Raw genomic sequence first — 20,867 nt, forward strand, 5'->3', positions numbered from 1 at the left:
GACGGGGATTTTACGTCTATGAATTTATGTGGTTATAGTAAGGATTATCAGAAATACCGATATTTTCTGCTTGTGTGGAATAGTCACTTTTTCAGCGGCGATGAATTTTACTTATCGATAACATGGAGAGGTAGGGGGAAAAATGTTTGGCTACCGTTCAACGCCAGCAAGAGTGCAATTGACAACTGACAGGCTGGTGGTGCGTCTGGCCCATGAACGCGATGCATGGCGTCTGGCCGAATACTATTCTGAAAACCGTGATTTTCTTAAGCCGTGGGAACCTGTGAGAGACGCCAGCCATTGCTACCCATCAGGCTGGCAAGCGCGTCTGAGTGTGATTAACGATATGCATAAGCAGGGCAGCGCCTATTACTTCCTTCTGTTGGATCAGAATGAAAACGAAGTATACGGCGTGGCGAATTTCAGCAACGTGCTGCGGGGATCGTTTCACGCCTGCTATCTGGGCTATTCACTCGGTCAAAAATGGCAGGGGCAAGGGCTGATGTATGAAGCGTTGCAACCGGCAATACGTTATATGCAGCGTCAGCAGCATATGCATCGCATCATGGCTAACTATATGCCGCATAACCAGCGTAGTGGGGGGTTACTGACGCGTTTGGGGTTTGAGCGTGAAGGCTATGCGAAGAATTATCTGCTCATTGATGGCAAATGGCAGGATCATGTATTAACCGCGCTGACCAACGCCGAGTGGAAGTCTCCGCGTTAAGGAAAAATGATGAAATACCAATTAGATGCTCGTGAAGCCCGCGTGATTGGTTGCATGCTGGAAAAGCAGATCACCACGCCAGATCAATACCCGATGTCGTTAAACGGTATCACCACGGCCTGTAATCAGAAAACCAACCGTGAACCTGTGATGGAACTGAGCGAAAGCGAGGTTCAGCAAACGCTGGATTTGCTCGTGAAGAAACATTTTCTGCGCACGCTCAGCGGGTTTGGTAACCGTGTCGTGAAGTATGAACATCGTTTTTGCAATTCTGAATTTGGTGACCTGAAGCTTTCGCCTGCGGAAGTGGCGCTGGTGACGACGCTGCTTCTGCGCGGACCACAGACGCCGGGTGAACTGCGGACGCGCGCGGCCCGTTTGTATGAATTTTCAGATGTCGGTGAAGCGGAATCCACCCTTGAACATTTGCAACAGCGTGAGGATGGGCCGTTTGTCGTCCGGTTGGCGCGGGAAGCGGGTAAACGGGAAAGCCGTTATCAGCATCTTTTCAGCGGCGAGGCCAGTGATGTTGCTGCTCCCGAAGTGGACAGCGGAAGCGATCATTCACCGCTAGCTGAGCGCGTTGAGGCATTAGAAAAAGAGGTTGCTGAACTCAAACGACAGCTTGCCGCACTGTTAGCGTAATGAACTAGTATCAGGGAGAAAACTCGTCATGAAGCCTCAGCTTACGCCTGCGGAAAGCATCGCAGAACATCGTATTTCAGAACATAACGCCTCCGCCCGACGTCCTCGTATCGGCGTCGTCGGGCTGGGATCCATCGCGCAGAAAGCCTATTTGCCGATTCTCAGTCAGGCTGAACGCTGGGAGCTGGTTGGCGCGTTTTCTCCCGACCAGCAAAAGACGCAGCGGATTTGTCAGCAGTATCGGATGACGAACTTCTCGGCGCTGGACGAGCTGGCAGCACAGTGCGATGCCGTTTTCGTGCACAGCAGTACCGCCAGCCATTTTTCCGTTGTGAGCCAACTGCTTAACGCGGGTGTCGATGTTTATGTGGATAAACCGCTGGCAGAGACGCTGGAGCAGGCGGAAGCGCTGGTCGAATTGGCAGAGCAACGACAAAAAATTCTGATGGTCGGTTTTAATCGCCGTTTCGCGCCGTGCTATCAGCAGCTAAAACAGCGGCTGGATCAGCCGGCGTCTTTGCGCATGGATAAACACCGTATTAATGGCGTTGGGCCGCAGGATGTCCGTTTTACTCTGCTGGATGATTATCTGCATGTGGTGGACACTGCACTTTGGCTCGCGGGCGGCGATGCTCAACTGATTGATGGCGTGTTGCATGCGAATGCGGACGGTCAACTGCTGTATGCCGAGCACCATTTCCAGAGCGGCGGTTGTCAGGTGACGACCAGCATGCACCGTCAGGCTGGAAGCCAGCGCGAATGGGTTCAGGCTGTTACCCAGGGTGGGCTCTATCAGGTGGATGAGATGCGTGAATGGCGCGAAGATCTCGACGGAATAACGATCCGCCCGGCCGTACCATCCTGGCAAACGACGCTGGAACAACGCGGATTTGTCGGTGCGGTGCAGCATTTTATCGCGGCCATTGAACAACGGAAACCAGCGGAAACATCAGGTAACCAGGCGTTGCTGTCCCAGCGCATGATTGAAAAATTGCTGGGAAAAAGCTGAAAAGTTCAGCGGTTATGACAATGTGCGGTAGCTATTACACGTGCAATGCGTAGACTAGTCCCACCTCGTAATCAGGATAACCTCAACGGGTTAATAATCGGTCCTGAACCGTTCAGAACATAATCGGATGAATCTACTTAAATCACTGGCTGCCGTCAGTTCCATGACCATGGTATCGCGCGTTTTAGGCTTTGTGCGTGATGCTATCGTCGCTCGTATTTTTGGTGCAGGTATGGCGACAGACGCCTTCTTTGTGGCGTTTAAACTGCCTAACCTGCTCCGCCGAATTTTCGCGGAAGGCGCATTTTCACAGGCTTTTGTGCCGATTCTGGCCGAATATAAAAGCCAGCAGGGCGACGAGGCCACGCGAACATTCCTTGCCTATGTTTCCGGCATGTTGACGTTGATTCTGGCGTTAGTCACTGTGGCGGGGATGGTCGCCGCACCGTGGGTCATCATGGTGACCGCGCCCGGTTTTGCCGCGACGCCAGAGCGCTTTGAGCTCACTTCGGATCTATTAAGAGTCACGTTTCCCTATATCCTGCTGATCTCGCTGACCTCGATGGTCGGTTCGGTGTTAAATACCTGGAACCGTTTTTCGGTGCCCGCGTTTGCTCCGACATTGCTTAACGTCAGCATGATTGGCTTCTCGCTGTTTGCTGCCCCGTATTTTAACCCACCGGTGATGGCGCTGGCCTGGGCGGTTTTGGTTGGCGGCTTACTGCAACTCGGCTATCAGCTACCGCATCTGAAAAAGATTGGCATGCTGGTATTGCCGCGCCTGAAGTGGCGTGACCCGAGCGTCTGGCGTGTCATGAAGCTAATGGGGCCTGCGGTTCTGGGCGTCTCGGTGAGCCAGATTTCGTTAATCATCAATACCATTTTCGCGTCCTTCCTTAGCGAAGGGGCGGTGTCATGGATGTATTACGCTGACCGTCTGATGGAATTTCCTTCCGGCGTTCTCGGCGTGGCGTTAGGGACGATCTTACTGCCATCGCTGGCGAAGAGTTTTGCCAGTGGTAATCATGACGAATACTCCCGCCTGATGGATTGGGGGCTCCGCCTGTGTTTCCTGTTGGCGCTGCCGAGTGCGGTGGCATTAGGCATTTTGGCTAAGCCTTTAACCGTGTCGCTGTTCCAGTACGGCAAATTTAGCGCCTTTGACGCACTAATGACCCAGCGGGCGCTGATTGCCTACTCAGTTGGGCTGATGGGACTGATTGTCGTCAAAGTGCTAGTGCCCGGTTTTTATTCCCGGCAGGATATCAAGACACCGGTCAAAATAGCGATAGTCACGCTGATCCTGACGCAAGTGATGAACCTGATCTTTATCGGTCCGCTACAACATGCGGGTCTGGCGTTGTCTATCGGTCTGGCCTCCTGCCTGAATGCAGGCTTGCTGTATTGGCAACTGCGTAAACAGGATATTTTCCAGCCTCTGCCGGGTTGGCGGGGGTTTCTGGTTCGCCTTCTCGCTGCGGTTATCGTGATGTCGCTGGTTTTACTGGGTCTGCTGTGGTGGATGCCTGCATGGGATGACGGCAATATGACGATGCGAATTCTGCGCTTGTTGCTGGTCGTGGTCGCAGGGGCCGGATCCTATTTTGCCACGTTGGCGCTGTTGGGATTCCGCCCTCGGGATTTCGCTCGCCGTAGCGTGTAACAACGCTACGTCGTTGTTCGTTTATTTTTTGCCTATAATGTAAAACGCCATTGGTGGCAGCACCAATGGCGTTTTTGTTGTCAATCGACGGATAGGCTTTCAGTCGATGGAGAATTACATCTTCTCGACGGTTTCGATGCCCAGTGTATCCAGACCTTGCTTCAGCGTTTTTGCAGTCAGCAGTGCCAGTCTCAGACGGCTTTGACGCACGTCGTCGCTTTCGGCATTGAGAATCGGACAGTGCTCGTAGAAACCAGAGAACAGACCCGCCAGATCGTACAGGTAGCTACACATCACATGCGGCGTGCCTTCACGGGCGACGGAGGTGATGGTTTCTTCAAATTGCAGCAGACGCGTGGCAAGCGCAAATTCGCGCTCATCGCTCAGCGTAATCGGCTGCGTTAAGCTGTCTTCCTGTATGCCTGCACGCTTGAAAATAGACGCGACACGCGTATAGGCGTATTGCATGTAAGGCGCGGTATTGCCTTCAAACGCCAACATGTTGTCCCAATCGAAAACGTAGTCCGTGGTACGGCTTTTTGACAGGTCGGCGTATTTGATCGCGCCGATAGAAACCACTTTCGCCAGCGCGGTTAATTCATCGCTTTCCATCTGTGGATTTTTCTCTGCGATGAGCTTCAGTGCACGATCGTAGGCTTCATCCAATAGCTCAGACAGTTTGATCGTTCCGCCTGAACGCGTTTTGAATGGTTTGCCATCTTTGCCCAGCATCATGCCGAACATATGGTGTTCCAGACTAACCGAATCAGGTACGTAACCCGCTTTACGCACGATGGTCCAGGCCTGTATCAAATGTTGATGTTGGCGGGAGTCGATGTAGTAAAGCACGCGGTCGGCGTTCAGGGTTTCATAACGGTATTTGGCGCAGGCGATATCCGTTGTCGTATAGAGGTAGCCGCCATCCTTTTTCTGAATGATGACGCCCATCGGTTCACCTTCCTTGTTTTTGTATTCATCAAGGAAAACAACCGTTGCGCCTTCGCTCTCAACGGCCAGACCTTTTGCCTTCAGGTCGGCAACGATGCTCGGCAGCATGCTGTTATACAGGCTTTCACCCATCACATCCTGTTTGGTCAGCGTAACATTGAGGCGTTCATAGTTGATCTGATTCTGCGTCATGGTGATATCGACGAGCTTGCGCCACATCTGACGGCAATATTCATCGCCACCCTGCAATTTCACCACGTAAGCGCGCGCGCGTTCGGCGAAATCGGCATCATCATCATAGTGTTTCTTCGCTTCACGATAGAACGCTTCAAGATCGGACAAATCCATCTCGTTGGCGCTTTCGTTTTGCATTTTTTCAAGGTAGGCGATCAGCATGCCGAACTGCGTACCCCAGTCGCCAACGTGGTTCGCACGAATCACGTTGTGGCCGAGAAACGCCAGCGTACGAGCTGCAGCATCACCAATAATGGTTGAGCGCAGGTGACCGACGTGCATTTCTTTCGCGACGTTAGGAGCAGAGTAGTCAATCACAATCGTTTGTGGTTCAACGGGCGTTAAACCCAGTTTTGGTGCATTCAGGGCGTTCTCAACCTGGCTCGCAACCCACTGCTTATCGAGAAAAATATTAATAAATCCCGGGCCTGCGATTTCTGTTTTTTCCGCAATGCCCTCCAGCGCCAAAAATTGGACGACTTTTTCTGCCAATTGTCGCGGCGGCATGCCCAGTTTTTTGGCCACGGCCATGACGCCGTTGGCTTGATAATCACCAAACTGTGCTTTTGCCGACTGACGAATCTGAGCTTCGCTGTCTGCTGGCGCGCCCGCGGCGGTTAACGCCTGGCTGACTTTTTCGGAGAGAAGGGCCTGAATATTCACCGGTTTACCTTAAATAAAAAATTAAGCCTTGCTTATACCATATTTGCCTTTCCTCGTCAGCAGACGGGGCGAGGCAAAGGAATGTTCAGGTGAAAAAACACCCAGGCAGCGGGAGAGTAAAGAAGAGGGAACGAGATAAAAAAGGATAAGGAGAACACGACAAAAAAGGAAAAGTAGTTTTAGGTAGAATAAAAATAAATCAAATCGCGATCTTAACGTTTTTTTGATCGACTATGTGAACCAATTTTATGTGAGTCTCTGGTTTTAAAATGACGAAAAATAGCATATGCCGCAATAGCGATAAGTGCGATGGATATAATGAGTAAAACCATGGTGATATCTCTGCGTTATTATTTGTTTTATTAATTTATACGTTTTTTTTTCGGCGTTCAATGGGGCGTGCTTTATTTAAGATTCCTCCCAGAATAGATTGCGAGAAGTATCGCAGATTACACTAGGTAAAAAACATTTCCGCTTATTAATCAAACGGCATCATTACCTTTTCTTTGCATTTAATGCGTTTCACGTAATGAAGGTGTAAATAAATGTACCTGGAGAAAAATAGAATTTAATTAGAATGTGTTATGGGTGTGATATTCTCACTGCGTAAATGGTGATTGACAATATGAGATGCAGCAAGGAGTTTTACCCGATATGTTACCCGATGATTTGATAACGGATTTAGCGCGTTTTGAGCAAACGCTACAGGAATTGGCCGATGTGCTTCAACTGGATTTAGGCGCATTTCATGCTGATCATCTCTCGTTGCGCTGCCATCAGAATGCGACGGCTGAATCATGGAAAGCGGCGCTGCTAAAGGTCGGCAGCCTGCTGTCTGAAAACCGAATCAATGGCCGCACAATCTGCTTGTTTATTCTGGACAATCCCATCGCGGTCGGCCCCTGGCAGATTACCTGTATCGAGCTACCGTGGCCGGGGAAAAAGCATTACCCGCATGAAGGATGGGAGCATGTGGAGCTGGTGTTGCCTGGTGACGCGGAAACGCTGCATCAGCGTGCGCTGGCCTGCTTGTCTGATGACGCACTGCGTACGCCGGGCATCAAGCTTAAATTCAGTTCTCCGCAAGGTGAAAAAGAACGAATCCCTAATCCGACGCTGGCGGTAACTAACGGGAAAGTGACAATAAAATTTCATCCATTTGATATACGCGATGTTGTCGCAAGCGAAATGTCATCGCTATAAAAATAGCGTATGGCGCGTACGTAGCGTAATCAGAAAGATAACATTGGCGGAAAGATAAAATGGTGTGCCACGTTATTCATGCCACTTTCTTTTACTGTGGAAAAGATTAATAAAATTGTGGTTTATGTCATGTTTATTTCGGCAATGTATCGCGTTCATTGTGACTCCTGTCTCCTCACGATATGAATGCGAATGCCATAGTTATTACTTTAATCGGCGTGATGATTCGTCGATTTTTCGATAATTAAGAAAAGTAGTCTGGGAGTTTACATGGAGGAGCAGCGATGACGAAACTGGAAGTATGCTGTTATAGCGTTGATTGTGCGATAACAGCAGCGCAGTCTGGGGCTGACAGAATTGAACTCTGTGCAGGGCAGCGGGAAGGTGGATTAACGCCATCCTATGGTGCGCTGCGTGGCGCGTGCGAAAAGGTCGCGATTCCTGTCCACCCGATTGTGCGCCCGCGAGGGGGCGATTTTTGCTACAGCGCGGCGGAATTTGCTGCCATCAAATACGACATTGAGCAGATTCGTGAGATGGGTTTTCCCGGCGTTGTTGTTGGCGCACTCAATGAGGAAGGGCACATTGATTTGCCCAAAATGCGCGAAATTATGGCGGTGGCTCAAGGGATGGCGGTGACTTTTCATCGCGCGTTCGATATGTGTCTGAACCCGTACATTGCGCTGGAACAGCTCACTGAACTTGGCGTATCGCGCATATTGACCTCTGGGCAGCAGCAGACAGCGGAAAATGGGCTCCGGTTATTACGTGAACTAACACAGGCCAGTCGCGGTCCAATTATTATGGCGGGTTCCGGCGTGCGGCTGACTAACGTGCACAAATTTCAGCAGGCCGGTATCCGGGAACTGCACAGTTCGGCAGGCCAGTGGACACCGTCTCCGATGCGCTATCGTAAAATCGGCGTGTCGATGTGTTCTGATACGGAATTGGATGAGTTTAGCCAGTATTGCGTGGATGGTGATGTGGTGGAAGCCATGAAGCGGGCCGTCAGCCCGGACCGTGAAATGCAGTACGTGTCATAACGTAAGGGATTTCACGGTGTAGGGGGAGAGAGACAGCGTTGTTCTAAACACCACATCGTCATTCTTCAATTTTGCCGCGCCGCATACCATCAGGTGTGCATGGCAAGTACCAAGCCCCAGCGTGTTGCTGGGGCTTTTTTTGTCAAGCGCAGTAATTTAGAACGAATGAGACTTACTGGTAGATCCCAGGTTTACGGGCAACCAGAACGGCCCGTACTGGTGCAGGGTAACCTTCCACCGTTTTCGTCGGATCTTCAGGATCGAGGAATTCAGCCAGTGATTCCGTGATCATCCAGTCTGTCCGGCGCTGTTCCTGCGTTGTCGTGGTGCAGATATCCACGACGCGGACATCAACAAAGCCGCATTTCTCAAGCCATTTCGTCAAGGCCGCGGCAGAAGGGATGAAATACACATTGCGCATTTGTGCATAGCGTTCTCCCGGTACCAGCACCTGATTTTCATCGCCTTCAATAACCAGCGTTTCCAGCACCAGTTCGCCACCCGCCACCAGTTGATTCTTCAATTGCCACAGGTGATCAAGCGGGGAACGGCGGTGGTACAGCACGCCCATAGAAAACACAGTGTCAAACGCAGCAAGTTCGGGGAGTTGCTCAATACCGAGCGGCAGAACGTGCGCACGCTGATCGTCGCCGAGCAGCTTACGCACAGCTTCAAACTGGCATAAGAACAGCTGCATAGGATCGATGCCGACTGCCATCGTGGCGCCTTCGCCGACCATCCGCCACAGGTGATAGCCGCTGCCGCAGCCTACATCCAGAATCAGGCGATTTTTCAACGGGCTGATATGCGGCAGAACGCGCTGCCATTTCCAGTCAGAACGCCATTCCGTGTTGATATCTACGCCGTAAAGCGAAAAGGGGCCTTTACGCCAAGGCATCAGGTTACGCAGCAACTTTTCGATACCTTCACGCTGGCCGATGGAAATATCGGGTTCCATGCGCGCCGTAACGCTGTCGTTCAAATCCAGAGAGGTTGGCGTCAGCGATGGAAGGTGTTCCAGCGAGTTAAACCAGAGTTTGAACTTACCGTGCAACGATTCCTGCTGCCAACTACTGAGCTGTGAAGGTAGCGTGTTAAGCCAGTGGCTGAGTGGGCCTTTTGCGATTTGTTGATAAAAATTGCCGAAATCGATCACGCCTTTTCCTCTGCTTTCACGGCTAATAACGAACCAAAATTAAAACACTGAAACCAAATCTCGCTGTGCTCAAAACCGGCATCTGCCAGTCGAGCTTTATGGGTGTCTACCGAATCGGTCAGCATGACGTTTTCCAGCATGCTGCGCTTCTGACTGATTTCTAACTCGCTGTAGCCATTTGCCCGTTTGAAATCGAGATGCATGTTGAACAGCAATTCGCCGACGTCTTTGTCCGCAAAATTGAATTTCTCGGAGAGCACGAGCACGCCGCCGGGATTCAATCCCTGATAAATACGCTCGATGAGCACCTGACGCTGAGAAGGTTCCAGAAACTGAAGGGTAAAGTTCAGAACCACCATAGACGCATTTTCGATATCAATATTCAGGATATCGGCTTCTATAATGTCGACAGGCGTATCGGAACGGAAAGCGTCAATGTGGCTGCGGCAGCGCTTCACCATTGCCGGAGAATTGTCTACCGCGATAATTTTGCAGCCCAGTACAGCGATATTACGTCGCATAGACAACGTAGCCGCGCCCAGCGAGCACCCTAGATCGTAAACGTGGCTATTTGGGCGGACGAAGCGTTCTGTCAGCATGCCAATCATCGAGATGATGTTGGAATAGCCGGGAACGGAGCGTTGGATCATATCGGGGAAGACGTCGGCAACGCGTTCGTCGAATGTCCAGTCGCCTAAATTGGCAATTGGCACAGAGAAAAGCATATCGCGGTTTGGCATGGCGGAAAGTGCACTGAGAGTAATAAAGAAGCGCGTATTCTAGCAGAATACGCCATACCCGTCATACTTCAAGTTGCATGTGCGTTGGCTACGTTCAAATACTTGGCACATCGTGGGCCTCGCCCTGAAGGGCCGCTGCAAGCAGCGTTCAAATCTGCTCCCGGCAGATTTGTCACCCGAATCACTTACTTGAGTAAGCTCATCGGGACTCCCTCGCTTACCGCCTGCCTTAAACTCGAATTATTTAGGGTATATGGTCTTCACCTTCCACAGAGTGTGGACAAATTTTTTGATTCCCGGGCGCATAAATGTTCGTGCGTCCGGGAGGAACAGGTGTCGTTCTTGTTTCACGCCATCAATACAGCGTGAAAACCAGATCCCAGGGGAGGTAGTAGAGATTTGCTGCAATCATCAGGATGAGTGAGGCGTAGGTTGCCGACATACCGGAACGCCGCCAGCGGAATTCGCGATGCCGAAGGCCGTAATAGTGCGCTAAACGCCCAGTAATCAATAAAATACCGCAGAAATGGATCATGATGATAAGGGCGCCGTTCATTTCCATCAGCACCAGCAGAATTGCCGCAATCGGAATATATTCCACCGCGTTGCCATGTACTCGGATCGCCGTTTGCAATTCATAAAATCCGCCGTCGCCATAGGCCACGCGATACTGCATTCTGAGTTTCACAACATCAATAGATAGCTTTATCAACAAGATTGCGCCAAGCACGATATAAAGCGCACTTACCATTTTTTACTCCATGACCTAACCGAAAACGGCTTGCAGAATAATAGCTTTACCCAACGCAACTGTCGCCTGGAAAGGCCGATTTTTTTAGCGGAAATGGATTATGCCGTGAAATTGCTTATAATCAAACGGACTAACACATATTGATATTGGGTGGATCAAAATAGCGTCGCCTGCTGTGGCCAATTCGGTTGAGGCGGCAAGGTTGGGGCGATTTCGGCGAGTAATGGCCAAAGCTGCTGCGCCAGCAGCGGGGCCTCACCGATATCGGGTGTATGAATAAAGAAGAATGGGTTTGTTTCATCCCACTGCGGCAGCTTGTTACGCCATGATTCGAACCAGCGAAGGCTTTCTTCCAGCGTTTCACTGCCGATAAAGCGAATCAGCGGTTGCGTAGCTGTCAGCACGGCATGTACTGGCACGCGAGGCTTTTTCCGCTGGGCTTCACGCATGGCGGCGCTATCTGGTGGGGCGTGGTGAACCGGACGGCTGTCGAGAATCACGCGGTTGATACCGCGCTGCTGTAGCCCTTGATTTAGCACCCGCTCCTCGTTGCCTTTGGCAAAAAACAGCAAGTGACGCACTTCCACACCGTAGCTAAACCCCTGCGGCAAGGCATCAAGAAAACGCCACAGAACGGGTAACTGCGCAGGGCCAAAGGCGGCTGGGAGCTGCAACCAGAGCTGTCCGATACGGTGTCCAATCGGTTCAAGACATTGATAAAAAAGCCTGACATCGTTATCACAGTTCTGCAAGGCAGCTTTATGGCTGATCGCTGAGGGAAACTTGAAACAAAAGCGAAAGTCATCATGCGTCATATCACGCCAGCGTCCGACAACTTCGCGTGAAGGTAACGCATAAAAGGTCGTGTTACCTTCAACACAGGTAAAATAGCGGCTGTAGTCGGCAAGGTCGTTTAAGCCTAACCGACTCCAGGCAGGATGCTGCCATTGTGGTAATCCGATATACATCATCGCACCATAACGTCATTGAATCTTAATAGAATGCCGACGATTATCACGTAATTGTCGGGGCAGCGCGAGCGAACCGAGAGATATCGTTTATAAAATCTCGTCCGCCCACAGTGTGGCCTCTATGATCATGGTAAAGAAGTTTTCTTCATCAATACCCAACTGGGTTAACAGTTGTTCAAGCTCTTCCCACTCTTGTTGTTCATATTTCGCGATTAATGTCAGATAAATCGCAAGTTCACCGGTATTTTCTAATAAGCTCTGGTTAATCTTTTCCGATAGGGCGATTTGTGAGAGCAATAGCGGCATGGGTGAATCTAATACGGCATCAAGCAGCGATAATAATCCGCAGAGAAACGCCTCGGTGGTATCGTCCTTCACATTGAAAGAGGCATGCAACAACTCGAAGAATCTGGCGCGAATTAAACTCGTGCGATAAAGCTCGCTGGGTTTATTTTCATTACTGTTGGTTATGCTAATTAATGACACAAAACGTTTAAGCTCCCGTTGCCCAAGCAGCATCGCCATCGCGCGGAAAGACATGGTGGTTGCCGTGATACCAAAGCGGGTATTGTATTTGATATTGGTGATGTGGCGCATCAATTTATAATAAAGCGACAGATCGGCACAGACCAATTCTTCGATCGTGGCATAGTTGAGCTCTGGTTTATTCACTTCTCTCAGCAGCCTGATGGTATTGCTGGAGTTATTGACCAATTTTTTGGATTTGATCATTTCAGGACGACTGAAAAAATAGCCCTGAAACAGTGAGATGCCCAGTTTCTTACTTTTCAGGTACTGCTCATGTGTCTCTACTTTCTCTGCCAAGTAGATTAGCTTGCGCTGCGTGGTTTTTTTGATGAAATTTTCAATATCATCAAAGGTCGACAGAGTTAAATCGAATTTGATGATATCAACGTAAGGCAAAAACCGATCCCATTCTGAATCCATCGAAAAATCATCAAGTGCAATTTTGAAGCCCTTTCTTTTTAGCTTTTTTACGGCAGCAAAGAGATCATTATTGGGAATCGAATTTTCAAGGATCTCAATAACGACCTTTTCCTGTGGCAATACCTCAGCTTGGCCATTGATCAACATCTGATGGGGGAAATTAATGTAGTAAGGCTGTTCAACCACAGATTTTGTCAACGGATTGGTTAAGAACTGATCGGAAATAAGCTGTGCGGTTGCAAATTCAGGACTCACGTCAGGAAATCTATTGGTGATGTCCATGCGAAAAAGTAGCTCATAGGCAACGGTTTGGAGGTGTTGATTTAAAATGGGTTGACGGGCAACAAATGAATACATACTTGTTCTCCATGTAAACCATACGCATTAGCCAATAATGGAAAAGCGTTTTTTATTAAAATTTTTATAAAAATAAGCAGTTACTTGGTAATTTTAGCAGATTTTATTAAAAGGGAAGATCGGTTTCCTCAAATCCTCACGCTGTGCGCGTTGGCATGCCCTATGCCTTTGGGCCGATGACGTTTCAGAAAATTGGCCTGCTGAGAAGTTGCCTTCCTGGTGGTTTTCGGGTCACCGTATTCTGCTGACTTGGGTTTCCTCTGTCGTTCAGTTTTGCAACAACTCCATCTCTATTCGTGAACATTCTGTTAACCAGAAAGGAAATTTCGTAAAAAGAGTAGGCGGTGGCGTCGCAGAGCGTTACCTTCATGCTTATCGTTCGGGCGAATATCCTTTATAATAGCCGCCTTTTTTCATCGGACAGTAACCCAGAAAAACCATGCCGTGCAGCGAAAATGCCACTGTTTTTGCACTGTGATTTACCGTGAAAAGTAATCTACCGTGAGAACGTGTGAGCTGGCGGATGAGTAAAAGGACATCGTGATGCGTACTAATTATTGCGGGCAGTTGAATTCGTCCCATGTGGGCCAGGAAGTGACATTGTGCGGTTGGGTTAACCGCCGCCGCGATCTGGGTGGTTTGATTTTTATTGATATGCGTGACCGCGAAGGGCTGGTTCAGGTGTTCTTTGACCCAGACCGTCAGGACGCATTTAAACTGGCATCCGAGTTGCGTAACGAATTCTGCATCCAACTTACTGGTGTCGTACGCGCCCGTCCAGACAGCCAAATCAACAAAGATATGGCGACGGGTGAAGTCGAGATTTTTGCCAACGCACTGACGATTATTAACCGTTCTGAAGCGCTGCCGTTGGACTCCAACCAAACCAATACCGAAGAAGCGCGTCTCAAATTCCGCTATCTGGATTTGCGCCGTCCTGAAATGGCGCAGCGCCTGAAAACGCGTGCCCGTATCACCAGTTTTGTGCGTCGTTTTATGGACGACCACGGCTTCCTGGACATCGAAACCCCGATGTTGACGAAAGCAACGCCGGAAGGCGCGCGTGACTATCTGGTGCCGAGCCGCGTACATAAAGGCAAATTTTATGCGCTGCCGCAGTCCCCACAGCTGTTCAAACAGCTGCTGATGATGTCCGGCTTTGACCGCTACTATCAGATCGTCAAATGCTTCCGTGACGAAGACCTGCGTGCCGACAGACAGCCTGAATTTACCCAGATCGATGTGGAAACCTCTTTCATGACCGCGCCACAGGTGCGTGAAGTGATGGAGAAACTGGTGCGTGAACTGTGGCAGGACGTGAAAGGCGTCGATCTGGGCGATTTCCCGATCATGACGTTCGCAGAAGCCATGCGCCGTTTCGGTTCCGACAAGCCAGATTTGCGTAACCCGCTGGAACTGGTTGATGTTGCCGATCTGGTGAAGGACATCGAGTTCAAAGTTTTCTCCGGCCCGGCAAACGATGCTAAAGGCCGCGTTGCCGCTATCCGTGTACCGGGCGGCGCACAGCTGAGCCGTAAGCAGATTGATGAATACGGCAAGTTTATTGAAATCTACGGCGCGAAAGGGCTGGCTTACATCAAGGTCAATGAGCGTGCCAAGGGTCTGGAAGGCGTTCAAAGCCCGGTAGCAAAATTCCTGAGCGAAGACGTGTTGTCTGCCGTATTGGATCGTACCGCGGCACAAGATGGCGACATCCTGTTCTTTGGTGCGGACAGCGCGAAAGTGGTGACCGATGCGCTGGGCGCGCTGCGTCTCAAGCTGGGTCGCGATCTGAACCTGACAAAAAACAGCTGGGAACCGCTGTGGGTTGTCGATTTCCCAATGTTTGAGGAAGATGGCGACGGCGGTCTTGCGGCGATGCACCATCCGTTTACCGCACCGCGTGACATGCTGCCTGCTGAACTGGCCGCTAACCCAGTTTCGGCGATCGCCAACGCGTATGACATGGTCATTAACGGTTATGAAGTGGGCGGCGGTTCCGTGCGTATTCACCGTGGTGAGATGCAACAAACCGTGTTCAGCATTCTGGGCATTACTGAACAAGAGCAGCGTGAGAAATTTGGCTTCCTGCTGGACGCTCTGAAATATGGTACGCCGCCGCACGCGGGTCTGGCGTTTGGCCTTGACCGTCTGGTGATGTTGCTGACGGGCACCGATAACATTCGTGACGTTATCGCTTTCCCGAAAACGACGGCAGCAGCGTGTCTGATGACGGAAGCGCCAAGTTTTGCCAACTCGGCTTCGCTGGACGAGCTTGCCATTGCGGTTGTCGTGAAAGGGAAAGCGGCTCAGGATGGAAAATCCGAGAACGAATAAGATGGTATATAAGCGACCCGTTTCGGTTCTGGTGGTGATCTATGCCCGTGACACCGGGCGGGTGCTGATGTTGCAACGGCGCGACGATCCTGAATTCTGGCAGTCAGTAACTGGCAGCATAGAAGAAGGGGAAAGCGCGCCGTATGCCGCACAGCGTGAAGTCAAAGAAGAAGTTAACATCGATATATCCGCGGAAGCGTTATCACTCTTTGACTGTCAGCGCTGTATTGAGTTTGAGCTATTTGCTCATTTGAGACGTCGCTATGCGCCGGGGGTTACGCACAATACCGAACACTGGTTTTGTCTGGCGTTACCTGCTGAGCGCGAGGTGCAATTATCCGAGCATCTTGCTTACCAGTGGCTGGATGTGCCCCACGCGGCACAGTTGACCAAGTCCTGGAGCAACCGGCAGGCGATTGAGGAATTTGTTATTTATCCGGCCTGAACAGGCTTTTTTCGGAGATTTTTATGGCAGGTCATAGTAAGTGGGCTAACACAAAGCATCGTAAAGCAGCACAGGACGCCAAACGCGGTAAAATTTTTACCAAGATTATCCGCGAACTGGTTACCGCAGCCCGTCTGGGTGGTGGCGATCCGGGTTCTAACCCACGTCTGCGCGCCGCGATCGATAAAGCTCTGTCCAACAACATGACGCGCGATACGTTGAACCGCGCGATTGCCCGTGGCGTCGGCGGTGACGATGATGCCAACATGGAAACCATCATTTATGAAGGCTACGGCCCAGGCGGCACGGCCGTCATGGTGGAATGCTTGAGTGACAACCGTAACCGTACCGTTTCCGAAGTGCGTCACGCGTTTACGAAAACTGGCGGCAATCTGGGTACCGATGGCTCCGTTTCGTACCTCTTCACCAAGAAAGGCGTCATTTCTTACGCGCCGGGTCTGGATGAAGATGCGATCATGGATGCAGCGTTGGAAGCCGGTGCTGATGATGTCGTGACGTACGACGACGGTGCGATTGACGTCTTCACGCCGTGGGAAACGTTCGGTGATGTGAAGGACGCATTAGATGCGGCTGGCCTGAAAGCGGAATCGGCTGAAGTCTCTATGATCCCGTCTACCAAAGCGGATATGGATGCAGAAACGGCACCGAAGCTGATGCGTCTGATCGACATGCTGGAAGACTGCGACGATGTGCAGGAGGTTTACCATAACGGTGAGATCTCCGATGAGATAGCTGAACTGCTGTAATGGCAGGTTGGTAATGCAACGTAGCAACAGCTATCCACACGGGCGAATCGGCGGAGCGGCACTATGACAATAATAGTCGGCATTGACCCCGGTTCGCGCGTGACGGGTTATGGCATTATCCGTCAGCAGGGTCGTCATCTGACGTATCTCGGCAGCGGCTGTATCCGTACCGTGGTGGATGACATGCCCACGCGGCTTAAGCTGATTTACGCCGGTGTCAGTGAAATCATTACGCAATTTCGCCCAGACTGTATGGCGATTGAGCAGGTTTTCATGGCGAAAAACCCGGATTCAGCTTTGAAGCTGGGACAGGCACGCGGTGTGGCTATCGTCGCGGGTGTGAATCAGGATCTGCCCGTGTTTGAATACGCGGCGCGGTTGGTTAAGCAAACGGTGGTAGGAACGGGCGCGGCGGATAAAAAGCAGGTGCAGCATATGGTTCGCTCACTGCTGAAACTGTCGGCCAGCCCGCAGGCGGATGCCGCCGACGCGCTGGCGATTGCCATTACTCACTGCCACTTTAGCCAAAGCCTGCTGCAAACCGCGGTGGCGAAAGTGAACCCACTGGCAGGAAGACTGCGCTGAAACAAGAGGCTGGATATTCATCCAGCCTTTTTTATGTTATATACTCGTCATACTTCAAGCCATTCTTTCCCTACGTAAAAGGAAGCGCAACGTGATAGGTCGTCTCAGAGGCATTATTCTGGAAAAACAGCCGCCGCAGGTGCTGATAGAAGCTAACGGCGTGGGTTACGAAGTCCATATGCCGATGACGTGCTTTTACGAACTCCCTGAACTCAATCAGGAAGCGATCATCTTTACCCAGTTTGTTGTCCGCGAAGATGCACAGCTGCTGTTTGGTTTTAATGATAAGCAGGAGAGGGCGCTGTTCCGTGAGCTAATCAAAGTGAATGGCGTCGGGCCGAAACTGGCGCTGGCCATCCTCTCTGGGATGTCTGCGACGCAGTTTGTCAGCGCAGTCGAACGCGAAGAAATCGGTACATTGATTAAACTGCCGGGCGTCGGTAAGAAAACGGCGGAAAGATTGGTTGTTGAAATGAAAGATCGCTTCAAAGGCTTGAGTGGCGATCTGTTTAATCCGGTCAGCGATATTCCGCTGGCATCGCCTGCTACCGCAGACAGCCGTGTTGGCGAACCTGAGGCGGAAGCCGCCGCTGCACTGGTTGCGCTGGGCTATAAACCACAAGAAGCTAGCCGCATGATCTCCAAGATCGCGCGTCCCGATGCTGACTGTGAAACCCTGATCAGGGATGCACTGCGCGCGGCGCTGTGAGGTATTCATGATAGAAGCCGATCGTTTAATTTCCGCTGACGCCGTTCCTGAAGAAGAATTTATCGACCGTGCGATCCGCCCTAAATTCCTCACCGAGTATGTGGGGCAGCCGCAGGTGCGTGAGCAGATGGAAATTTTCATTCAGGCGGCCCGCAAGCGCGGGGATGCGCTGGACCATCTGTTAATTTTTGGTCCTCCCGGTCTGGGTAAAACGACGCTGGCGAACATCGTTGCTAACGAGATGGGCGTGAATATGCGCACGACGTCAGGCCCGGTACTGGAAAAAGCCGGCGATCTCGCCGCGTTGCTGACCAATCTCGAACCGCATGACGTACTGTTCATTGATGAAATTCATCGCCTGTCACCCGTTGTGGAAGAAGTGCTGTATCCGGCGATGGAAGACTATCAGTTGGATATCATGATCGGCGAAGGGCCGGCCGCCCGTTCGATCAAACTCGATTTGCCGCCTTTTACGCTGATTGGCGCAACAACGCGTGCAGGTTCGTTAACTTCACCGCTGCGCGATCGTTTCGGCATTGTGCAACGTTTGGAGTTTTATAAAGTTGAGGATTTGCAGTATATCGTCAGCCGCAGCGCACAGTGTTTAGGGCTTGATCTGACATCTGAGGGCGCGCTTGAAGTAGCGCGGCGCGCGCGGGGTACGCCGCGTATTGCCAACCGATTATTACGGCGGGTGCGCGATTTCTCCGAGGTTAAATCGGAAGGGGCGATTACCGGTGACGTGGCGACGCAAGCGCTGGATATGCTGGCGGTGGATACCGAAGGCTTTGACTATATGGACCGCAAGCTGCTGTTGGCGATCATCGATAAATTCATGGGCGGCCCCGTCGGGCTGGACAATTTAGCAGCCGCGATTGGCGAAGAGCGCGAAACCATTGAAGACGTGCTGGAACCGTTTCTGATTCAGCAAGGGTTCATTCAGCGTACGCCTCGCGGTCGAATGGCGACGCAGCATGCCTATCGTCATTTTGGTTTAACGCGTGAAGACGTGAGCTAAAGTGTGGAGAAGCGTATTGTCTAAGAAATCATTTCCACATTCAGGGAGAGCACGCGGTCTCCCTGAATTTATGTGATTAGAACCAGGCTTCCCACATTGCCCCAACGTTGAACGAATCGAGCTGCGTGTTGACGCCGGTCGTTGTCCGCGCGGTGTGTTTGTTATCCACTTCCCCGCCGGTGACATAGAAGCGCAGCATCGGTCTGAACTCCGGGCCCATGGCAATCGAGACATTCTGGGAAAGCGTCAGTTTCCACCCTTTGTTATCACCCCCCTGACTGTAATCTACATGTTGATAGCCCGCTTCAAGCCAGGTGGAATGCACATCATTCCAGAAATACATCGGGCGAACGATGGCATTGTAGTTACGACGATCGTCCTGACTGGCTGAGTCATTCGAGTAGTCGTGGTAGGCCAGCAGATATTCGACCTGTGTTTGCGGTGTGAATTTGTATTTACCTTCAAAGCTGGCATAGAAGGTTTTCAGGTTGTCCGTTTTGTTGTAAACGCTGTTATCCGCATTGTTCGAATAGCGAGTGATAAACTGATTGAGGCTATTTTTCCCCGTGTGGCTCAGGACCGCGCCGCCTTGCCAGGCTTTCAGTCGCGTATCGTTATCGACCGCTTTCGAATCAAAGCCGTAGTTCGCGTACAGCGCAAGATCCAACTCCCCCAGCTTGATGCCATGCACTTTGGACGTCAGTGCGTAATTGCCTTTGTCGCCCGTGCCGGAACTGCCAGTACAGCTGATGCGTGAAGGGTTCGCATTATTCGTGATGATTTCGGGGTTACAGGATTCCACGGCCGCGACGGTCGCGACATCGAATTGAATACCGCCGATATCAAAGTTCTTTATCCCCGCGCCTTGACCGTCATGGTTCATCCAGAAGTAGTCGTTAATCCCTTGCTGTGGGCGTTGGTGGAAATCACGTCCGGCCCAGAGATAGGCATTTGGCTGAGAAGCAAACAGGTTGGTGACGCCCGCATAGGCTTTTTTCAGGTTAACTTCGTCGCCCCAGTGGTCGATCATCACGACGACATCCCAGATTGCGCCATTGTCACTTTTGAAAGCCTTGGAAAGCTGGAATTCACCGCCATTACCTTCGTTGCCCAAACGGCCCAGCGCTGAGGCACCGTTATAGGAGCCATCAACCGCAACATATTTCTGGTCACCGCTCTGGAATTGCGCCCCATAACGCGCATAGCCGGTGAAATTGATGCCATAAGGTATCGCCATGTCAGGTGTCTTGGGTGCGTCCGGCGTAGTCAGCGGGTCGATCTGTTTACTAGCAATCGCGTCTAATTTGGCCTGACGCTCCGCCAGCGCTTTTTCCACTGCCTGAGCAACGATACGATCTAATTGCTCTGGAGTAATCGTTTCTTGTGCGAATGCGGAACCGGAGCAAAGGGCAGCCAGTACCGCCAGTGTAACGGGCAGTTTTTTGGAATTTTTCATCATCATCTCAATTCGGTAAGTTATTTTCAGACAATAACCATCCCGCTCTGATTGGCGTGAATAATGGCACGGCGCTCAGAACAAGGTGATTGTTATTTTTTTTACGGGTACAATTTAATTAAATAACTGACGTAATCAATCCTCCCTATAAGGGTATTAAAATGAACTATTGCCTCTGGTAAAGATGAATAATTTCTTCTGATAATTCGCGAGCGAGTAGTGATGTCATTAAATGGTCTTGGGCATGCACCATAATTAATGTCATCGGCTGTCTGGCTTCTCCCGCATCCTGTTCAATCAGTTGGGTCTGCATATGGTGGGCTTTACGCGCGTAGCCATCGGCTTCCTTCAACAGATTTTTGGCTTCATCGATGTGGCCTTTACGCGCGGCGTGTAGCGCCTCAAAACACAGGCTGCGCGATTGTCCAGCATTGACGATAATTTCCATTACTGCATCTTCTAATGTAATCATCATATGACCTATTTTTATGT

20 protein-coding genes are annotated in these 20,867 nt (G+C 50.9%); 12 read left to right on the plus strand and 8 right to left on the minus strand.

The features are described 5' to 3' along the window. The first annotated feature begins 142 nt into the window (after positions 1–142). From rimJ to murJ, 4 genes are all read left to right on the plus strand, one after another. Positions 143–727, plus strand: a complete 585-nt coding sequence (gene rimJ / locus LOZ86_RS09285; RefSeq protein WP_039480408.1) for a ribosomal protein S5-alanine N-acetyltransferase — start codon at positions 143–145, stop codon at positions 725–727. Between the two features lie 9 nt (positions 728–736). Beyond that, the gene (locus LOZ86_RS09290) at positions 737–1,372 is read left to right on the plus strand and encodes a YceH family protein (RefSeq protein ID WP_039480411.1); all 636 of its coding nucleotides are present in this window, start codon (positions 737–739) and stop codon (positions 1,370–1,372) included. Positions 1,373–1,400: 28 nt separating this feature from the next. Then, entirely contained in the window at positions 1,401–2,381 is a 981-nt protein-coding gene (locus LOZ86_RS09295) for a Gfo/Idh/MocA family protein (RefSeq protein WP_039480414.1), read from the plus strand. A 127-nt stretch (positions 2,382–2,508) separates the two neighbouring features. Next, positions 2,509–4,044, plus strand: coding sequence for a murein biosynthesis integral membrane protein MurJ (murJ, locus tag LOZ86_RS09300; protein ID WP_039480417.1), 1,536 nt, complete (start codon positions 2,509–2,511; stop codon positions 4,042–4,044). 114 nt (positions 4,045–4,158) lie between these two features. Here murJ and argS read toward each other — a convergent pair whose 3' ends face one another. Further along, positions 4,159–5,889 (minus strand): arginine--tRNA ligase, encoded by a 1,731-nt coding sequence (argS, locus tag LOZ86_RS09305; RefSeq protein WP_039480420.1) that lies wholly within the window; start codon positions 5,887–5,889, stop codon positions 4,159–4,161. Between the two features lie 654 nt (positions 5,890–6,543). Here argS and LOZ86_RS09310 point away from each other — a divergent pair. Continuing rightward, the gene (locus tag LOZ86_RS09310; protein WP_039480423.1) at positions 6,544–7,092 is read left to right on the plus strand and encodes a VOC family protein; all 549 of its coding nucleotides are present in this window, start codon (positions 6,544–6,546) and stop codon (positions 7,090–7,092) included. A gap of 284 nt (positions 7,093–7,376) precedes the next feature. Next, the gene (gene cutC / locus LOZ86_RS09315; protein WP_039480424.1) at positions 7,377–8,135 is read left to right on the plus strand and encodes a copper homeostasis protein CutC; all 759 of its coding nucleotides are present in this window, start codon (positions 7,377–7,379) and stop codon (positions 8,133–8,135) included. Between the two features lie 172 nt (positions 8,136–8,307). On the opposite strand, the gene cmoB is transcribed toward cutC, so the two are convergent. The 5 genes from cmoB to LOZ86_RS09340 form a co-directional block, all read right to left on the minus strand. After that, positions 8,308–9,291 carry a tRNA 5-methoxyuridine(34)/uridine 5-oxyacetic acid(34) synthase CmoB gene (cmoB, locus tag LOZ86_RS09320; protein WP_039480427.1) on the minus strand — a complete coding sequence of 328 codons (984 nt, stop codon included), beginning with the start codon at positions 9,289–9,291 and terminating at the stop codon, positions 8,308–8,310. Then, positions 9,288–10,031, minus strand: a complete 744-nt coding sequence (gene cmoA / locus LOZ86_RS09325; RefSeq protein ID WP_039480430.1) for a carboxy-S-adenosyl-L-methionine synthase CmoA — start codon at positions 10,029–10,031, stop codon at positions 9,288–9,290. Before cmoA ends, cmoB begins: the two co-directional genes overlap by 4 nt. A gap of 355 nt (positions 10,032–10,386) precedes the next feature. Beyond that, a complete protein-coding gene (locus LOZ86_RS09330; RefSeq protein WP_011094055.1) occupies positions 10,387–10,782 on the minus strand; it encodes an MAPEG family protein in 396 nt (131 codons plus the stop codon). 155 nt (positions 10,783–10,937) lie between these two features. Continuing rightward, positions 10,938–11,750 (minus strand): DUF72 domain-containing protein, encoded by an 813-nt coding sequence (locus LOZ86_RS09335; RefSeq protein WP_080728025.1) that lies wholly within the window; start codon positions 11,748–11,750, stop codon positions 10,938–10,940. Between the two features lie 90 nt (positions 11,751–11,840). Beyond that, entirely contained in the window at positions 11,841–13,058 is a 1,218-nt protein-coding gene (locus tag LOZ86_RS09340; protein ID WP_039480436.1) for an EAL and HDOD domain-containing protein, read from the minus strand. A 543-nt stretch (positions 13,059–13,601) separates the two neighbouring features. On the opposite strand from LOZ86_RS09340, the gene aspS reads away from it, so the two are divergent. From aspS to ruvB, 6 genes are all read left to right on the plus strand, one after another. Further along, a complete protein-coding gene (aspS, locus tag LOZ86_RS09345) occupies positions 13,602–15,395 on the plus strand; it encodes an aspartate--tRNA ligase (RefSeq protein ID WP_039480438.1) in 1,794 nt (597 codons plus the stop codon). Position 15,396: 1 nt separating this feature from the next. Beyond that, the gene (nudB, locus tag LOZ86_RS09350) at positions 15,397–15,840 is read left to right on the plus strand and encodes a dihydroneopterin triphosphate diphosphatase (RefSeq protein ID WP_010275904.1); all 444 of its coding nucleotides are present in this window, start codon (positions 15,397–15,399) and stop codon (positions 15,838–15,840) included. Positions 15,841–15,863: 23 nt separating this feature from the next. Beyond that, positions 15,864–16,607 (plus strand): YebC/PmpR family DNA-binding transcriptional regulator, encoded by a 744-nt coding sequence (locus LOZ86_RS09355; RefSeq protein ID WP_039480440.1) that lies wholly within the window; start codon positions 15,864–15,866, stop codon positions 16,605–16,607. Positions 16,608–16,670: 63 nt separating this feature from the next. Beyond that, positions 16,671–17,192: a crossover junction endodeoxyribonuclease RuvC gene (gene ruvC / locus LOZ86_RS09360; RefSeq protein ID WP_039480442.1), complete on the plus strand. Its 522-nt coding sequence runs from the start codon at positions 16,671–16,673 to the stop codon at positions 17,190–17,192. Positions 17,193–17,283: 91 nt separating this feature from the next. Beyond that, positions 17,284–17,901, plus strand: coding sequence for a Holliday junction branch migration protein RuvA (ruvA, locus tag LOZ86_RS09365; protein WP_039480444.1), 618 nt, complete (start codon positions 17,284–17,286; stop codon positions 17,899–17,901). Between the two features lie 7 nt (positions 17,902–17,908). Beyond that, positions 17,909–18,919, plus strand: a complete 1,011-nt coding sequence (gene ruvB, locus LOZ86_RS09370) for a Holliday junction branch migration DNA helicase RuvB (RefSeq protein ID WP_039480445.1) — start codon at positions 17,909–17,911, stop codon at positions 18,917–18,919. Between the two features lie 76 nt (positions 18,920–18,995). Here ruvB and LOZ86_RS09375 read toward each other — a convergent pair whose 3' ends face one another. Together LOZ86_RS09375 and LOZ86_RS09380 are read right to left on the minus strand one after the other, a co-directional pair. Then, positions 18,996–20,375: a carbohydrate porin gene (locus tag LOZ86_RS09375; RefSeq protein ID WP_039481538.1), complete on the minus strand. Its 1,380-nt coding sequence runs from the start codon at positions 20,373–20,375 to the stop codon at positions 18,996–18,998. 166 nt (positions 20,376–20,541) lie between these two features. After that, positions 20,542–20,847, minus strand: a complete 306-nt coding sequence (locus LOZ86_RS09380; RefSeq protein WP_039481540.1) for a PTS lactose/cellobiose transporter subunit IIA — start codon at positions 20,845–20,847, stop codon at positions 20,542–20,544. Positions 20,848–20,867: the final 20 nt, after the last annotated feature.

The organism is Pectobacterium parvum (assembly GCF_020971565.1).
Classification (GTDB): domain Bacteria; phylum Pseudomonadota; class Gammaproteobacteria; order Enterobacterales; family Enterobacteriaceae; genus Pectobacterium; species Pectobacterium polare.

What these genes read in the sequence shown, in the direction of transcription:
- rimJ (WP_039480408.1), top strand. Translation starts at nt 143, where the DNA reads ATGTTTGGCTACCGTTCAACGCCAGCAAGAGTGCAATTGACAACTGAC.
- LOZ86_RS09290 (WP_039480411.1), top strand. Translation starts at nt 737, where the DNA reads ATGAAATACCAATTAGATGCTCGTGAAGCCCGCGTGATTGGTTGCATG.
- LOZ86_RS09295 (WP_039480414.1), top strand. Translation starts at nt 1,401, where the DNA reads ATGAAGCCTCAGCTTACGCCTGCGGAAAGCATCGCAGAACATCGTATT.
- murJ (WP_039480417.1), top strand. Translation starts at nt 2,509, where the DNA reads ATGAATCTACTTAAATCACTGGCTGCCGTCAGTTCCATGACCATGGTA.
- LOZ86_RS09310 (WP_039480423.1), top strand. Translation starts at nt 6,544, where the DNA reads ATGTTACCCGATGATTTGATAACGGATTTAGCGCGTTTTGAGCAAACG.
- cutC (WP_039480424.1), top strand. Translation starts at nt 7,377, where the DNA reads ATGACGAAACTGGAAGTATGCTGTTATAGCGTTGATTGTGCGATAACA.
- cmoA (WP_039480430.1), bottom strand. Translation starts at nt 10,031, where the DNA reads ATGCCAAACCGCGATATGCTTTTCTCTGTGCCAATTGCCAATTTAGGC.
- LOZ86_RS09330 (WP_011094055.1), bottom strand. Translation starts at nt 10,782, where the DNA reads ATGGTAAGTGCGCTTTATATCGTGCTTGGCGCAATCTTGTTGATAAAG.
- LOZ86_RS09335 (WP_080728025.1), bottom strand. Translation starts at nt 11,750, where the DNA reads ATGTATATCGGATTACCACAATGGCAGCATCCTGCCTGGAGTCGGTTA.
- LOZ86_RS09340 (WP_039480436.1), bottom strand. Translation starts at nt 13,058, where the DNA reads ATGTATTCATTTGTTGCCCGTCAACCCATTTTAAATCAACACCTCCAA.
- aspS (WP_039480438.1), top strand. Translation starts at nt 13,602, where the DNA reads ATGCGTACTAATTATTGCGGGCAGTTGAATTCGTCCCATGTGGGCCAG.
- nudB (WP_010275904.1), top strand. Translation starts at nt 15,397, where the DNA reads ATGGTATATAAGCGACCCGTTTCGGTTCTGGTGGTGATCTATGCCCGT.
- LOZ86_RS09355 (WP_039480440.1), top strand. Translation starts at nt 15,864, where the DNA reads ATGGCAGGTCATAGTAAGTGGGCTAACACAAAGCATCGTAAAGCAGCA.
- ruvC (WP_039480442.1), top strand. Translation starts at nt 16,671, where the DNA reads ATGACAATAATAGTCGGCATTGACCCCGGTTCGCGCGTGACGGGTTAT.
- ruvB (WP_039480445.1), top strand. Translation starts at nt 17,909, where the DNA reads ATGATAGAAGCCGATCGTTTAATTTCCGCTGACGCCGTTCCTGAAGAA.
- LOZ86_RS09375 (WP_039481538.1), bottom strand. Translation starts at nt 20,375, where the DNA reads ATGAAAAATTCCAAAAAACTGCCCGTTACACTGGCGGTACTGGCTGCC.
- LOZ86_RS09380 (WP_039481540.1), bottom strand. Translation starts at nt 20,847, where the DNA reads ATGATTACATTAGAAGATGCAGTAATGGAAATTATCGTCAATGCTGGA.